Here is a 15,125-nt window from a genome sequence, read left to right on the forward strand (position 1 = left end):
AGGGTCGAGGTGTCCCCGACACCGCTCGATCGGCTGCGTGCGCACAGCGGTACGACGACACCTGACCTACATCTGGCGGGCCGAGCAGCGCGGTAACCGCAAGAGGGCGCCAGGCTCCGCCCCTTGCCGCGCTGATCTTGCCCCGAGCGCGGCCCTGAGCACGCGAGAACCGCACTACGAGCAAGATCATCGGCAATGGGACCCGGACTCACCCCGGCAACGACTACAGCCAGTCCGGGAGTGGCCGCTCCACCAACGCCGTCACACGGTCGAGCCAACACTTCCCCTGGGTCGGATTCGGATGTCTCCCACAGCCAGGGCGACATGCCGAGGTTCCACTGCGGTCCAGGCCGCCGCGCAGGCTGGAGACACCCCCGCGACACGACGCTGACCTGGACCAACGAGTTTTGGTGCATAGCGTGTCGGGAATGTCACGAATCGCATTATTCGTGGGTGGATGTCCTGTTGAGCTATTCGTGGCGCCGAGCGTCATGGGTGAGCGCGTGCCTGGCCGCAGGATCCACCGAGATCACGAGGGGGGCACATGAACCTGGCCCACACCGCAACGACCACTGCCGCGACCCTGGCCTGCGGCGCCGCACTCGCTCTGGGAGCGGGTGCCCCGGCCATGGCCGAAAACTCGATCCCGTCACCGCCGCCGGACCTGGACTGCGCGGACATCGATGAGACCGACTTCGAGGTCAGCGAAGGCGACCCGCACAACTTCGACGCCGACGGCGACGGCATCGGCTGCGAAACCAATGGCGGGAACGGCTCCGCTCCATCGGGCTCGATCCCGTCACCGCCGCCGGACCTGGACTGCGCGGACGTCGACGAGACCGACTTCGAGGTCAGCGAGAACGATCCGCACAACTTCGACGCCGACAACGACGGCATCGGCTGCGAGACCTTCGACGACGGCACTGCCCCGCCGGAAGACGGGGAGGACACCGACTCGTCCTCCGACAACGGCGACGATGCCGCCACGGACGACGAGAACGGGACCATGGCCGACGACGAGGGCGAGACCATGGTCGAGGACGAGGACACGGCACCGGTCGGCGGTGTGGACACCGGTGGCGGCGGAACCGCGAACGGGTCGCCGGACGCCTGGCTCCTCGGCGCAGGAGGCGCCTTCGCCGCGGCCACGGTCGGCGGATTCGTCCTCACCCGGAGACTGGGCCACAACGGCTGACCCATGGGCCGACACTCTCGACCCAGTCGTGGCCGCCGCGGAAGCATCATCGCCGCAGCGGCCACGGTGGTGTGCGCGAGCATCAGCACCGTCCTGCTGACACTCGGGATGACGGAGAAACAGAGCCTCCCCCAACCCCCTGTCGCAGCGACCGGGCCCGCCCAACCCTCGATCGCCCCGAGCCCGACCGACGCGCCGAGCAGCGCGGAAGACGTCGCTTCCCTTCCGAGGTCCGCCCCGGTGGCCCTGACCATTCCGGCGATCGAACTGCACACCACACACATGGTCGAGCTCGGCCTCACCCCGGACCGCCGCCTCGAAGCCCCCCGGGAATGGCAGGCGGTCGGCTGGTACGCGCGCGGTGCCGCCCCGGGCCAGGCGGGCCCTGCCGTCCTGGCCGGGCACCTCGACTCCGTGGACGGCCCCGCCGTCTTCCACCGACTGGGCGGTCTACGCACCGGCGACCGGGCGAGCGTGCGCCGCGCCGACGGCACGAGCGCCGAGTTCACCGTGTACGCCGTCGAATCGCACCCCAAGGACGCCTTCCCCACCGACAGCGTCTACGAGGACACCCGCCTGCCCGAACTGAGACTCATCACCTGCGGTGGCGGCTTCGACGCGGCCACCGGGCACTACACGGACAACGTCATCGTCTACGCCCGGCTCGCAGCCGAACACGACCAACAGGGAACGCCTTCGGGGTAGCTGCCAGGAAACCCCGTTTCGGTGACGGCTGGGAGTACGGCTGGGCGATGCCCTGGTGCGGTCGCGGGCGGGGCCAAGGCTCAGGAACAGCGCCAAATCTCTTGCGCTTACTTCGCTTGTTTCGAATAATGCGACTGTAGATTGGGTATCTACTGCTGGACCGAGCGAAGAGGAGGAACCATGGCCGTGTTGTCCTCACACCCGGACAGCAAGCAGATCCAGGCAGCCGAAAGCGCCCTGCCCCAGATCCGCCGCTATCTGGACGAGCACCAGGAGGCGTTGACGCCTGTCCCCGTGATCGTCGAGGACAGCCAGGAAAAGCTCCTGCTCCCTCGGGCGGCTGTCGAACTGCTGGTCGGCGTACTCACGCACATGGCAGCCGGGCGGGGAGTGTCCATCGTTCCGGATCACGCCGAACTGACGACCCAGCAGGCCGCGGACATGCTCAACGTCTCGCGGCCCCACCTGATCGGCCTGCTCCAAGCCGAGGAGATCGACTACCGCAAGGTCGGCACCCATCGCCGGGTCCGGGCAGCCTCACTGATGGAGTACATGCGCAGAGACGATCAGCGCCGCCGCGAGGCCGCAGACGAACTGTCCGAGATGAACCGGGAACTGCGCCTGGACTGAGATGCCCTTCGTCGTTCTCTACGATGCGAACGTCCTCTACCCGAACACGTTGAGGGATCTGCTCATCAGAGTGGCGCAGGCAGGTCTCGTCCAGGCCAAGTGGACACATCAGATCCTGGATGAGACCTTCGACAACCTCAGGAGGAATCGCCCCGAACTGTCGACCGATGCACTGAGGCGCACGAGGGAACTCATGATCTGCGCTGTCCGAGACTGTCTTGTCACCGGCTACGAACCGCTGATCGAAACCCTGGACCTCCCGGATCTCGATGACCGGCACGTGCTGGCCGCCGCCATTCGCGCCCGCGCTCAGGTGATCGTCACGGAAAACCTGCGCGATTTTCCCTCCTCGGTCTTGTCCGCGTGGGACATCGAGGCCAAGAGTCCGGATGACTTCATCCTCGACCAGATCCACCTGGACAGAAAGGTGGTCTGGTCCTGCGCGCAGCAGATCGCCGACTCGTGGCGCAAGCCCCCTGGGACCGTCGCTGACGTGCTGGCCCGCCTCCAGCACAACGGCCTGCACGGTTCAGTGGCGGAATTACAGTCCGAATAATGAGGGCGGTGACCACCGACGATCGGTAAGACCAGGCGTTGAGACTCGCACGGTCCCGGTCAGCTGAGGTAACCGGGCGGGGCCGCAGGGGGTCCGGCCCCGCCCGGTGGTAGGACCCGGCACCCCCTACTCGTCCAGGTGCTTCTCGACCCAGGCGTCCAGCGGCTGGCCCTGGATGGCCGCCGCCATCAGCTCCGGGAAGACGTCCGGGGTGCAGGCGAACGCGGGGACGCCGAGTTCGGCCAGGGCGGCGGCGTTCCGGCGGTCGTAGGAGGGCGCCCCCTCGTCGGACAGGGCCAACAGCACCACCACCTGGACCCCGGCGGACCTCATCGCCGCCACCCTCCGGAGCATCTCCTCCCGGACGCCGCCCTCGTAGAGGTCGCTGACCAGCACGAAGATCGAGTCCTGCGGGCGGTCGATCAGCTCCTGGCCGTAGCCGATCGCCCTGTTGATGTTGGTGCCGCCGCCCAACTGGGTGCCGAAGAGGACCTCGACGGGGTCGGTGAGCTGGTCGGTCAGGTCCACGACCGCGGTGTCGAAGACGATCAGGGACGTCTTCAGGGTGCTCATCGAGGCCAGGACGGCCCCGAAGACGCTGGCGTAGACCACCGAGGAGGCCATCGAACCGCTCTGGTCGACGGCCAGCACCACGTCCTTGTGCACGCCCCGGCTGCGGCGGCCGTGCCCCACCAGGGTCTGCGGGACCACCGTGCGGTGTTCGGGCAGGTAGTGCGCCAGGTTGCGGCGGATCGTCGCGTTCCAGTCGATGTCGGCGACCCTGCGAGGACGGTGCGTGCGGGCGGTCCGGTCGATCGCCCCTCGAACCACCGACCGGGTCTTCTGGGCGACCCGCCTCTCCAGGTCGTCGACCACCGTGCGGACGACCGCCCGGGCACTCTCCCGGGCCTCGGCGGGCATCACCCGGTTCAGGGACAGGAGCGTGCCCACGAGGTGCACGTCGGGTTCGACCGCCGCCATCATCTCCGGTTCCAACAGGAGCTGGTGCAGGCCCAGCCGGTCCATGGCGTCGGACTGCATCACCTGGACCACCGAGGACGGGAAGTACTCCCGGATGTCCCCCAGCCACCGGGACACCCGGGGCGCCGAACCGCTGAGGTCGGCCCCCCGCTCGTCCGAGTCGGGACGGCCCGCCCCGGGGACCCGGTCACCGCGGTTGTACAGGGCCTCCAGCGCCGAGTCCATCGCCTGGTCGGTACCGGACAGGGTGGCGCACCGCGACTCCCGGCCCAGGACCAGGCGCCAGCGGCGGGCCCTCTCGCTCACCGCGGAACCCTCCGTCGTCGCCACCGCACTCATCCGCCGCTCCTGTCCAGTAGTGCCGTCACGGCCGCCACGGCGGGGGCCGCGCGCCCGGTGTCGATCGGGCGTCGGGTCCGGGACGGTGCCGTCGGCCCGCCGTCAGCCCTGGTCACGGCCTCACCGATCTCCTGGCGCTCGGGGCCGACGAAGGCCCCGAAGGTCCTGCGCAGCAGCGGCAGGACCGCGGTGAACCGGTCCTCCGGCAACCCCAGCAGCCAGGTGTCGACGAGTTCGAGCAGCCGCTCGTCGTGGACCAGGACCAGCCCGCTGCCCTGCAGGAAACCCTCCAGCCAGGCCGCGGCGCGGGTGGGTTCGGTGCCGGGCGACATCGCCAGCCCCAACAGTCGGCGCAGCTCCTCGGGTCCGGTGCGGCCCGCGTCCGCCAGGATCCGGTTGACCCGGCCCGCGATCCGGCCCGGGACGTTCTCCCGTAGGGCCAGTGCCCCCAGCGCCTCCGTCCAGTCCCCGGTGCCCTCGCCCAAGAGGCTGGCGGCGTGGTGGGTGCTGTCGATCGCCCTGGTGAACACGGCCGCAGCGTCGTCGTCCAGCCCGCGCACCGCCGGGGCCAGGCCGACGCACACCCGGGCGAGGAGCCGCCGGGCGACGGCGCGCAGCCGGGCCCCGTCGGTGCCGCGCACGTCCCCGTACCTGGCCGCGCGGGCCAGCGGCGGCAGCGCCGACATCAGGTGGGTGATGTCGCTGTCGGTGGCGGCCCGATCGGTGAGCCGGGCGAGCACGTCGGGCAGCGCCCCGTCGAGTTCGGCGAACAGGCACTGTTCGGTGAGCGCGGTCAGGGCGGGGAGTTCGGCGTCGGCGGCGCTCTCCACCGCCCGGGCGGTCGCGGCGGAGGCGACGGTGGTCCCCCACGGCGCGGCCTCGATCAGCGCCACGTCCATGTCGGGGTCCCAGCACAGCCGCCAGGACTCCCGGAAGGTGCCCCGGGCGCCGCCCCCGGAGGTGCGCGGCACGCCCCACTCCACGCCGAGCACGCGCAGCCGGTGCAGCAGGACGCTGCGTTCGCGCTGACCGTCCTTGCGCAGGTCGAGGTCGAGGTCGCGTTCGAAGGCCTCGGGTTTGAGGCGGAGCCGCCGCTGCGCGGCCACGAGGTCGCGCTGCAACGGCACCATGGGCGTGTCCGGGGGGACCGAACCCAGCCGTTCACCGACCGCCATCCGACCGTGCACCAGGGCGGCCCGGGTCCGTTCGCCCTCGCAGAGCACGGCGGTGACCGCCTCGGACACCTCGTCGATCCCGGCGAGCGGGCGCCCGCGCAGCACCGCGAGGCTCTCGGCGAGCCTTACCCCCTCGATGACGTGCGAGGAGGAGACCGGCTGGCCCTCCTGACGCAGGATCCGGGCGGCCTCGGTGAGCCACCGGTGGACCGGCAGGTCGGGGGCGGTGAACAGGTGGTGGTACCAGCCGGGCGCCCGCACCCCGGCGCCGTACCCGCTGGCGGCGGCGAGCCGCCCGTGCGTCCACGGCACCCAGGTGGCGGTGGTCCTGACCCTGGGCAGTCCCCTGAGCAGCGCGGTGTCGTCCTTGACCCGGTAGTCGGCCAGGTCGCGCAGGGCGGGCGCGTGCCAGGCCCCGCACACCACAGCCACCCGCTGGTACCCATCCCTGAGCACGGAGCGCAGCGTCCGGCGCATGTACGCCTCGCGGCGCGCGTCCCGCACGGCCTGGGGCCCGGAGTCGGCGCGGACGGCGGCCATGGCGTCGGCGATCGCGGGGAAGGGCGAGGGTTCACCGTCGCCGCGCTGCTCGACGACGTCGTCCCACCAGCGTTCGGCGTCGTCGTACCCGGCGGCCTCGGCTAGCACCCCGAGCGGGTCGGCGCGGACCCGGGGCGTCTCCTTCGGAGCCTGGTCGGCGGCCTCCGGTTCCTCCTCCGGGGCCCGCTCGGCGGCCTCCGCCCGTGCGATCCGCTCCGCGATCGTGTGGGCGGCGGGCAGGTCGCAGAAGCGTACCGGCACCCCGTTGCCGTGCGCGTGGACCAGGGCGGCCCACTCCGGGGAGAAGGACGCGAACGGCCAGAAGCCCCAGCCCTCCCGGGAACGGACCGTGCCCGCCTTCGGGGTGTCCGCCAGGTGCACCAGCAGCGCCACCGGCGGCTGCAGTCCGCCGACCAGGGAGGTGATCGCGTCGGCCTCGGGCGGCCCCTCGATCAGCACGATGTCGGGTTCGAGCTCGGCCAGGGCGGCCCGCACGGCCCGGGCCGAACCCGGGCCGTGGTGGCGCACGCCCAGGACACTCACCTTCGCGGTGTCCGGTCGGGGTCCCGCCATCAGGCGCCCACCTCCCGGCAGGCCCGGTAGAAGTCGCCCCAGCCCTCGCGTTCGCGGGCGACGGTCTCCAGGTACTCGCGCCAGACCACCCCGTCGGACACCCGGTCCTGGACGACGGCGCCCTGGATGCCGGCTGCGACGTCGGCGGGGCGCAGCCGCCCGTCGCCGAAGTGGGCGGCCAGCGCGATCCCGTTGGTGATCACGGAGATGGCCTCGGCGGTGCTGAGGGTGCCGCTGGGCGACTTGACCCTGGTGGTGCTGTCCTCGGTGACGCCGGAGCGCAGTTCGCGGAAGACGGTGACCACCCGCTGGATCTCGGTGAGGCTGGTGGGCACCTCGGGCAGGTCGAGGGAGCGGCCGAGCTGTTCCACCCGCTGGGTGACGATGCGGACCTCGTCCTCGGCGCTGTCCGGGACCGGCAGCACCACGGTGTTGAACCGGCGGCGCAGCGCGCTGGACAGGTCGTTGACGCCGCGGTCGCGGTCGTTGGCGGTGGCGATGATGTTGAACCCGCGCCGGGCCTGCACCTCGATGCCGAGTTCGGCGACGGGCAGGGCCTTCTCCGACAGGACGGTGATCAGCCCGTCCTGTACGTCGGAGGGCATCCGGGTGAGCTCCTCGATGCGACCGACGGAGCCCCGGGCCATGGCGGTCATGACCGGGCTGGGCACCAGCGCGGCCTCGGAGGGCCCCTCGGCGAGCAGGCGGGCGTAGTTCCACCCGTAGCGGACGGCCTCCTCGGAGGTCCCGGCGGTGCCCTGGACCAGCAGCGTGGAGTCGCCGGAGACCGCCGCAGCGAGGTGTTCGGACAGCCAGGTCTTGGCGGTGCCGGGGACGCCGAGGAGCAGCAGGGCGCGGTCGGTGGCCAGGGTGGCCACGGCGATCTCCACGACCCGGCGGGAGCCGATGTACTTGGGCGTGATCTCGGTTCCGTCGTCCAGGGTGGTACCCAGCAGGTAGCGGGTGACCGCCCACGGGGACAGGCGCCATCCCGGGGGGCGCTGGCGGTCGTCGGCCCCGGCCAGCGCTTCGAGCTCGGCGGCGTAGGTCTGCTCGGCGTGGGGCCGCAGAGCGGAACCGGACCGGAGGTCTCCGTTGGGGGCGGCGGCGGAGGTGGTCAACTAGAGCTCCCTGTGCATGTCGAGCCGGAATCGGAGGGTTTCGCGGAGGCGGAGGTAGGCGGGTCCCTCCTCCGCGCGGGGTGGTTCCGCGGGTAGGAGGTCGAGGTGTTCGGGCGGCATCCGTCCGGCGGCGGCCTCGCAGAGGAGCCGGTAGCCGCGCGGGTCGCGTCGGCCGTTCGGCTCGGCCGGGGCCGCCAGACGGCGGACGACCTCCTCGGAGAGCTCCCGGGTCCACGGTGCGCCGACCGCGAGGAGGGTCTCGCCCAGTTGCGGGGGCTCCTCCCCGGGTCCGATCGCGGCCAGGACCCGGGTGCACCGTTCGGTGACGGGCAGCGGAGCGAGCAGGGCCCGCAGCCGCTGCCGCTGCGGGTGCTGGGCGCCGTGGCGGACCAGGTGGGCCAGCCCGGACCGGGGGTGGTCGAGCACGGCCCGGGTCCAGTCGGGGTCGGCCTGGACGCAGGCGGCGTCGGCGAGGGCCTCGTACAGGTCCTTCTCCTGTTCGGCGAGGGCCAGGACGCCCGCGGGGTCGGTGTCCAGCATCCCGGTCCACACGTCCAGCGGGGTGTGCGTGACCAGGACGCGGCTGTGCTCCCAGCGTTCGTCGCGGGACTGCGGCCGGTTCCCCGGTGCGACCAGTGCGAGGTCGCGCAGCAGGTCCGTGCGCCGGGGGTCGATGGCGGTGACCTCCACCGGGCAGCGCGGGGTCACGTCGAGCCGCACGTGTTCGCGCAGGCAGCCGCGGAGCCGGTGGGCGTGGGCGCTGTCCGGGAGCCGGGTGAGCAGGGCCAGGGCGAGGCCGCGCACGTTGGCGCCCCGGTCGTCCAGGGCCGCGTCGAGCAGGTCCCCGTCGTCGGGGCCGAGGTTGACCGCCAGGGCCTGGAGGAGGCCGCGCCGTTGCTCCCCCCGGCCTTCCCGGGGCCAGGCGGCGGCGAGCAGGGACCGGGCGGCCGCGGGGTCGGTGGCGCGCAGGGCGAACAGGGCCCTGCGGCGTTCGGCGGGGGTGCCGTCGTACCAGGCCGCGTCGGAGTAGGTGTCGGTGGGCAGGGGTTCGCCGGCGACGAAGGACCACGCCCTGTTGAAACCGGCCAGCCAGGTGCCCCGGCCACCGACGACGGTGGCGACGGCGGAGCGCAGTCCGCTGTCCCGTGCGGCGCGTTCGAGCAGGTCGGGGATCTGGGTGTGGCTGACCCGGCGGCCGGACCGGGCGGCGTGGCAGAGCCACTCGGGCAGGAGTTCGGGGCGGTCGACGAGGACGGCGTCCAGTCGGCGGGTGGCGGCGGGGCCGGTTTCGGGGCGCGGGTCGGGTGCGTCGGGGGTGACGGGTTCGGCGGTGTGCGCGGTGTACCCGGCGCGGGTGCGCACGGTGTCGAGGGCGGCCAGGTCCAGCAGTGCGGCGGCGCCCTGCCCGGGGCGTCGGGGCAGGTCGGGGACGGGACGGCGGGAGGTGCCGACCAGGGCGGTGGAGACCAGGCGGTCCCAGGAGGGGGTGTCGGGAGGGTTCACAGGGCGAGGGCCTTTCCGTCGGCGTCCCACACGGTCATCGGGGCCAGCCCCGTGCCCGGCGACCATTCGGCGGCGACGGTGGCGGGGCGTCCTCCGGTGGCCGCGAGGAGCCGCCACAGTTCACCGGTGTCCATGGGCAGGGAGGCCCCGGTGGGGTCGGCCAGGTGCCAGCCGTCGGCTCGGGCGGGGACCGCGTTCTCCAGCGCCACGGGCCAGGACTCCAGCCAGGGGTCCTGTGCCAGGGCCGCCGCGTAGGAGTCCAGTGCCTGGTCGACGGTGCCTCCGGGCGGCGGTGAGGCGGGGCGTTCGGGCGTCCGGCCGACCCGGACCGCCCTGCGCCCGTCCGGGTGGAAGGCGAGTTCTCCGTGGGTTTCGGTTCCGCACCGGAACGGGGAGTCCGGGGCCTGGGCGGGCCGGGCGTAGGTCAGACAGAGCGCCCAGCGGCCTGTGGCGGACCCGTGCAGCCACGTGCGGCGGCTGCGCATGCCGTCGGGGGTGAGGCCGTCCCGGCTGCCGAGGACCCGCCAGGTGTCCCGGACGCGCTCACCGGTGGCCAGGACCTCCTCGGTGCGGGTGCTGATGCCCGCCCGGGACCGCACCAGGGCGCGGAACCGGGCGTCGGTGCCGTCGTCGGCGAGGTAAGCCTCGACCAGCAGGTGCAGCAGGCCGAGGCGTTCCAGGAGGCGGTCGGGCCAGCGGTCGCCGCCGGTCTGGGGCAGTTGGGTGACGAGGGAGGCCGCACCGCCCGCCTTGGCGTCCACCAGGCGTTTGGCCATACGGTCCCAGTGGTCGTAGCCGAGTTCGGGGGCCCCGGCGAGGCCGCCGTCGACCTGGTCGCGCAGCCACAGCCGGAGCTCCTCCAGGCCGGCGGTGACCGCGCGCTCCCTGGCCCGGAGGGTGGCCGCGGCCCGCTGCGGGTCGACGGGGGCGGCGGGGGCGCCGTTCACCTCGCGTTCCCGGCGGGCGTGGCGGGCGGAGAGCCACGCGGCGACCCACTCGGGGCGGTCCCGGCGGTCGGCGACCTCGCCCCGGCTCCACAGCGCGAGCAGCGCGAGGACGTGTTTGCAGGGGATCTTGCGGCTGGGGCAGCTGCACCTGTAGGCGGGACCCCTCTCCCCGTCCAGGTGCGCCGCGGCCAGGTACGGTTCGGCCCCGCTCCCCTCGCACTCGCCCCAGACGGCCGAGGTGCCGCCCCCGTCGGCGGGGACCGCGCCGCTCCTGGGCCACGAGCCGGTCCCGGCCACCTTGAGTGCGGCCTTTCGGGACGAGGGGTCCGGAGCCAGATCCCAGACTTCGTCGGTACTCCATCGATCGCTCACACGGATAACCCTAGGGAGCACCACTGACAATCCGGGGCCTTCGGGACACCGGCCGGAGCGGGACCGAAAAGAAAAACAAACATCCCGCACAAAAGGGTCACGGCCATAGTCGGCGCGTGTTGAAAAAGCGTCGACGGGAATCCTAGAATGCCTCGATCAGGGCGGCCCGATCCCCGACCGCCGCACCACTTCGGCCACGACGCTCCCCGCTTCCCCTTTCCCGTCACCACGGCAGCGCCACGTCTCCTCGAAGGGAGGGAAGCGGACCCCGCGAACGCCGTTCCGGGGGTCCGTGTACCCGAGATGACCACGACCCGGCACGACCAAGAGGACACCGCCCCCGCCCGGGGCTGCCCCGGCGACGTCACCCGCCTGTACGGCACCACCCCGCCCAGCGGCCGCGACGCGCTGTGGGAGCGGCTGCGCGAACAGCACGGACCCGTGGCCCCGGTGGAGCTGGAACCCGGCGTGCACGCCTGGCTGCTGCTCGACTACCAGGAGAACCTCACCCTCCTCCAGCAACCGCACCTGTTCTCCCGGGACACCCGGCACTGGCGCGAGGCGGTCGAGGGCCGCGTCGACCTCGCCAAGACCCTCCCGCTGATGTCCTGGCACCCCAGCGCCCTCTACGCGGACGGCGCCGAGCACGCCCGGCTGCGCACCCCCATCATGGACGCCCTGGCCAGGGTCGACATGACCGAGGTGGCCCACACCGTGCGCCTGCTCGCCGACGAACGGGTGGACTCGTTCACGGCCGCCGGCGGCGCCGAGCTGATCGGTGAGTACGCCGGACGGCTGCCGGTCCTGGTCGTCAACCGGCTCTTCGGGCTCCCCGACAGCTACGGGCACATGCTCGGCGACCTCACCACGGACGTGTTCGGGGAGGACGCGGCGCGCGCCGACGACGCGATCACCCGCATGCAGCAGTACTTCGCCGGTCTGGTGGCCCGCAAGGCCGACAAGCCCGGCCCCGACCTGGCGACCTGGATGCTTGAACACCCCGTGGGGCTGGCCCCGGACGAGGTCGCCTACCAGGCGGCGCTCATGGTCAGTGCCAGCCACATGCCCACCACCCACCTCATCGGCAACACCGTGCGGACACTGCTCACCGACGACCGCATCCGTTCCGCCCACGCCGACGCGCGCCTGTCCACCCATGACCTGCTGGACCACGTCATGTGGACCGACACCCCCTTCCAGATCCTGGCCGGACGGATCGCGCTCCAGGACGTGCGGATCGGTCAGGCACGGATCAGGGCGGGCGACGCCCTGCTGGTCGGGATCGACGCGGCGCACCGCGACCCGGCGGTACGCCGCGGTCCCGCCGACCCCGGCACCGGGGCGGCCGTCGGAAGCCGCGCCCACCTGGTGTTCGGCGCCGGGCCGCACAGCTGCCCGGCCCGGGGTCTGGGACGCCTGGTGGCCTCCACCGCGGTGGACGTGCTCCAGGAACGGCTCGGCGGGCTCCGACTCGCGGTGCCCCCGGAGGAGCTGCGCCTGGTGCCCTCCGCGTTCCTGCGCGGGCTGCGGGAGCTGCCGGTCACCTTCACCCCCGGCAGCCCGGTCGGGCGGGGATCCGTGCCGCCCCGGCAGACGGCACGGGTCCCCGCCGTGGCCGAGGAGGAGCAGCCCCCCGAGGACCTGCTCGGGAGGTTGCTCAGCTGGTGGCGCGGTCTGGGACGCTGACCGCCCGGGCGGGCCGCCTCACCTCAGGACCTGCTCCATGCGGCGGATCTGTGGCGCCAGTTCCTCCTCGTAGAAGGCGAAGAAGCCCTCCGGGTCGGGCCCGGCGTTGATCAGGGCCAGGTGGTCGAACCCCGCGTCGACGAACCCCCGGACCGCCGCGAGGTGCCGTTCGGGGTCGGGGCCGTACCCGAACGCGTCGGCCATGTCGCCGGAGTCGATCAGGGCTGTCGCGGCCTCGAAGTTGACCGGGTTGGGCAGCTCCGACTGCACCTTCCAGCCGGTGAGTCCGAAGCGGAACAGCTCCCGTGCGGATTCCAGGGCCTTGTCGTCGTCCGGGGCCCAGGCCAGCGGAACCTCGCCGTAGCGGGGTCCGGCGCCGCCCGCCTCGTGGTAGGCGCGGGTGAGTTCGGCGTCGGGTTCGGTGGCGAAGAGCCCGCCCCCGGACCGGGCCGCGAGCTCGGCCGCGCGGGCGCCCCCCGCGGCCACGGCGATCTGCGGCGGCTCCTCCGGCAGGTCGAACACCCGGGCGTCCTCCAGCACCAGGTGCCGCCCCTCGTAGGAGTGGTAGCCGCCGGACCACAGCAGGCGGATGATCGCGATCGCCTCGCGCAGCATCTCGTGGCGGGTGGTCGCGTTGGGCCATCCCCGGCCCACCACGTGTTCGTTGAGCCGCTCGCCCGCGCCGAGGCCGAGGGTGAAGCGGCCGTCCGAGAGCAGCGCGGTGGTGGCCGCCGCCTGGGCGACGATCGCGGGATGGAGCCGCAGGATGGGGCAGGTGACCCCGGTGACCAGCCCGATCCGTTCGGTGCGTTCGGCGATCGCGGCGAGCATCGACCACACGAACCCGGAGTGCTGGTGGCTGAACAGCCACGGATGGAAGTGGTCACTGATCTCGACGAAGTCGAAGCCCGCCCGTTCGGCGCGTACCGCCTGCTCCACGATCTCGCGGGGCCCGTAGCCCTCGGCGAACAGCTTGTAGCCGACCTTCATCCCGACCCCCGTCAGGTCTGCCGTGGCCTCCGGGACCGGAGGCCGTCCTGTCGCTCCCCCGCCGTCCCCCGTCGCAGGGCTCCAAGGTTTCGACGGGCTCGCCCCCGCCCCTGCCCGGGGGCGGGTCAGAGGAAACACCGGAGCAACCCAAACGTCACATACAGGACATAGCAGACAGATCTCCGAGTCATACCGCTCAGGGTGACCGTCCCCCCACGGAGAATCCACAGCTGTTCACCGACGCTGAACAGGGGAGTTATCAGCACTGGTGGTTCAACGGATGCACGTTTACCCGTTCGACTTCATAGTCGAACCCACGCCCCATAAGGACGGCCGAGAAGGACGCACTTTCCGGTCACCCCCCTTTATGGGAACCCCGGTCCGCGGAAACAGCGCATTCCGTGGATTCCCGCTGCACGAGAAAAGGAAAAGACGTGCGAACAGAGAATCCCCCCTCCCCCGTCTCCCCCAAGGTCCCGAAAAGCCGTTCCTGGGTGTCCGGGATCGCCGCGAAGTCCGCTCTGGTCATCGGGCTCTCCCTCCTCGGCGCCGGCGCCGTCGTCGCCCCGGCCCAGGCCGCCAACCCGCACGAGCGCGGCCCGGACCCGACCGAACAGAGCGTCACCGCCTCCCGAGGCCACCTCGACACTGACACCACCAGCGTCTCCTCGTTCGTGAGCGGCTTCGGCGGCGGCACCATCTACCACCCCACCAACACCGACGAGGGCACCTACGGCGGCGTCGTGATCGCGCCCGGCTACACCGCGAGCTCGACGTCCATGTCCTGGTACGGGCACCGCATCGCCTCCCAGGGCTTCGTGGTGTTCACGATCGACACCAACACGCGGTACGACCAGCCCGACAGCCGCGGCCGCCAGCTGGACGCGGCGCTGGACTACCTGGTCGACCGCAGTGACGTCAGGGGCATGGTGGACGAGGACCGCCTGGCCGTGATGGGCCACTCCATGGGCGGCGGCGGCACCCTCGCGATCGCCGAGGACCGGCCGGAGCTGCGCGCGGCGATCCCGCTGACGCCGTGGCACCTCCAGAAGAACTGGGATGACGTGGACACCCCGACCCTGATCATCGGGGCCGAGAACGACTCCGTCGCGTCGGTCCGCTCGCACTCGATCCCGATGTACGAGAGCCTGGACAGGTCACTGGACAGCGCCTACCTGGAGCTGCGCGGCGCGAGCCACTTCGCCCCGAACTACTCCAACACGACCATCGCGAAGTACAGCATCTCCTGGTTGAAGCGGTTCGTGGACGATGACGTGCGCTACGACCAGTTCCTGTGCCCGCCGCCCCGGACCGGGTTCGGCACCGACTTCTCCGACTACCGGGACACCTGCCCGCACGGCGGCTGATCATCCCGGCCCCGCTCACGGCGGCGGCCCGGAGGGACTTCTCCCTCCGGGCCGCCGCCCTTTTCGCGTTCCGCCGCGTCCTCGCGCCCGCACCGCCCTGTTCGTACTCCGCCGCGCCCCGTACTTCCACCGCCCCGTGCGTGCCCCACCGCGCCCCAGGACTCAGCAGCATCGTCCGGGCAGCGGGGCGCTGCACCGGTGGGACGCGACGGGGAGGGCCCTCCGGAGCCGACCGGTCGTGGACAGCCGGTGCGGTCGCCGAGAGGCCAACGGGACTCACCCCCTCCCGGGACGGTCCTGTCCGCCCCGGGCACGCGCTACCCGCATCGGAGGACAGGGCCGTCGGCGAGGAGGCTCCACGAAGGCACCGCCCCCGGCCCCGGCCGGAGTCCCGTTCCGCCCGGGGTACGGTCCTGCCCAGGGTTCCCGGGCGGGAACCGTGCCC

At 72.4% G+C, this 15,125-nt stretch carries 12 protein-coding genes; 6 read left to right on the forward strand and 6 right to left on the reverse strand.

The features are described 5' to 3' along the window. The first annotated feature begins 544 nt into the window (after positions 1 to 544). The 4 genes from AC0VYD_RS25105 to AC0VYD_RS25120 all read left to right on the forward strand — a co-directional run bounded on the left by AC0VYD_RS25105 (position 545) and on the right by AC0VYD_RS25120 (position 3,086). Positions 545 to 1,195: a hypothetical protein gene (locus tag AC0VYD_RS25105; protein WP_475477778.1), complete on the forward strand. Its 651-nt coding sequence runs from the start codon at positions 545 to 547 to the stop codon at positions 1,193 to 1,195. A 108-nt stretch (positions 1,196 to 1,303) separates the two neighbouring features. Beyond that, on the forward strand, positions 1,304 to 1,900 hold the full coding sequence (locus AC0VYD_RS25110) for a class F sortase (RefSeq protein ID WP_475480367.1): 597 nt from the start codon (positions 1,304 to 1,306) through the stop codon (positions 1,898 to 1,900). Between the two features lie 180 nt (positions 1,901 to 2,080). Then, entirely contained in the window at positions 2,081 to 2,530 is a 450-nt protein-coding gene (locus AC0VYD_RS25115; protein WP_475477779.1) for a helix-turn-helix domain-containing protein, read from the forward strand. A 1-nt stretch (position 2,531) separates the two neighbouring features. Beyond that, positions 2,532 to 3,086, forward strand: a complete 555-nt coding sequence (locus tag AC0VYD_RS25120) for a PIN domain-containing protein (RefSeq protein ID WP_475477780.1) — start codon at positions 2,532 to 2,534, stop codon at positions 3,084 to 3,086. A 126-nt stretch (positions 3,087 to 3,212) separates the two neighbouring features. Here AC0VYD_RS25120 and AC0VYD_RS25125 read toward each other — a convergent pair whose 3' ends face one another. Genes AC0VYD_RS25125 through AC0VYD_RS25145 form a run of 5 tightly spaced genes read right to left on the reverse strand, consistent with a single transcriptional unit; the run spans position 3,213 to position 10,562 of the window. Further along, positions 3,213 to 4,406, reverse strand: coding sequence for a vWA domain-containing protein (locus AC0VYD_RS25125; RefSeq protein WP_475477781.1), 1,194 nt, complete (start codon positions 4,404 to 4,406; stop codon positions 3,213 to 3,215). After that, positions 4,403 to 6,694: a DUF5682 family protein gene (locus tag AC0VYD_RS25130; RefSeq protein ID WP_475477782.1), complete on the reverse strand. Its 2,292-nt coding sequence runs from the start codon at positions 6,692 to 6,694 to the stop codon at positions 4,403 to 4,405. Before AC0VYD_RS25130 ends, AC0VYD_RS25125 begins: the two co-directional genes overlap by 4 nt. Next, positions 6,694 to 7,815: an ATP-binding protein gene (locus AC0VYD_RS25135; RefSeq protein ID WP_475477783.1), complete on the reverse strand. Its 1,122-nt coding sequence runs from the start codon at positions 7,813 to 7,815 to the stop codon at positions 6,694 to 6,696. The genes AC0VYD_RS25130 and AC0VYD_RS25135 overlap by 1 nt, the downstream gene beginning before the upstream one ends. Then, positions 7,816 to 9,318, reverse strand: a complete 1,503-nt coding sequence (locus AC0VYD_RS25140; RefSeq protein WP_475477784.1) for a DUF5691 domain-containing protein — start codon at positions 9,316 to 9,318, stop codon at positions 7,816 to 7,818. After that, entirely contained in the window at positions 9,315 to 10,562 is a 1,248-nt protein-coding gene (locus AC0VYD_RS25145; protein ID WP_475480368.1) for an SWIM zinc finger family protein, read from the reverse strand. Before AC0VYD_RS25145 ends, AC0VYD_RS25140 begins: the two co-directional genes overlap by 4 nt. Before the next feature lie 378 nt (positions 10,563 to 10,940). On the opposite strand from AC0VYD_RS25145, the gene AC0VYD_RS25150 reads away from it, so the two are divergent. Next, positions 10,941 to 12,323, forward strand: a complete 1,383-nt coding sequence (locus AC0VYD_RS25150) for a cytochrome P450 family protein (protein ID WP_475477785.1) — start codon at positions 10,941 to 10,943, stop codon at positions 12,321 to 12,323. 18 nt (positions 12,324 to 12,341) lie between these two features. Here AC0VYD_RS25150 and AC0VYD_RS25155 read toward each other — a convergent pair whose 3' ends face one another. After that, positions 12,342 to 13,313, reverse strand: a complete 972-nt coding sequence (locus AC0VYD_RS25155; protein WP_475477786.1) for a TIGR03557 family F420-dependent LLM class oxidoreductase — start codon at positions 13,311 to 13,313, stop codon at positions 12,342 to 12,344. Between the two features lie 434 nt (positions 13,314 to 13,747). Between AC0VYD_RS25155 and AC0VYD_RS25160 the strand changes: the two genes are divergently transcribed. After that, positions 13,748 to 14,680, forward strand: coding sequence for a dienelactone hydrolase family protein (locus AC0VYD_RS25160; protein ID WP_475477787.1), 933 nt, complete (start codon positions 13,748 to 13,750; stop codon positions 14,678 to 14,680). The last annotated feature ends 445 nt before the right edge of the window (positions 14,681 to 15,125 follow it).

The organism is Nocardiopsis sp. iso_40 (genome assembly GCF_056173285.1).

What these genes read in the sequence shown, in the direction of transcription:
- AC0VYD_RS25155 (WP_475477786.1), bottom strand. Translation starts at nt 13,313, where the DNA reads ATGAAGGTCGGCTACAAGCTGTTCGCCGAGGGCTACGGGCCCCGCGAG.
- AC0VYD_RS25130 (WP_475477782.1), bottom strand. Translation starts at nt 6,694, where the DNA reads ATGGCGGGACCCCGACCGGACACCGCGAAGGTGAGTGTCCTGGGCGTG.
- AC0VYD_RS25110 (WP_475480367.1), top strand. Translation starts at nt 1,304, where the DNA reads ATGACGGAGAAACAGAGCCTCCCCCAACCCCCTGTCGCAGCGACCGGG.
- AC0VYD_RS25125 (WP_475477781.1), bottom strand. Translation starts at nt 4,406, where the DNA reads ATGAGTGCGGTGGCGACGACGGAGGGTTCCGCGGTGAGCGAGAGGGCC.
- AC0VYD_RS25120 (WP_475477780.1), top strand. Translation starts at nt 2,532, where the DNA reads ATGCCCTTCGTCGTTCTCTACGATGCGAACGTCCTCTACCCGAACACG.
- AC0VYD_RS25115 (WP_475477779.1), top strand. Translation starts at nt 2,081, where the DNA reads ATGGCCGTGTTGTCCTCACACCCGGACAGCAAGCAGATCCAGGCAGCC.
- AC0VYD_RS25150 (WP_475477785.1), top strand. Translation starts at nt 10,941, where the DNA reads ATGACCACGACCCGGCACGACCAAGAGGACACCGCCCCCGCCCGGGGC.
- AC0VYD_RS25105 (WP_475477778.1), top strand. Translation starts at nt 545, where the DNA reads ATGAACCTGGCCCACACCGCAACGACCACTGCCGCGACCCTGGCCTGC.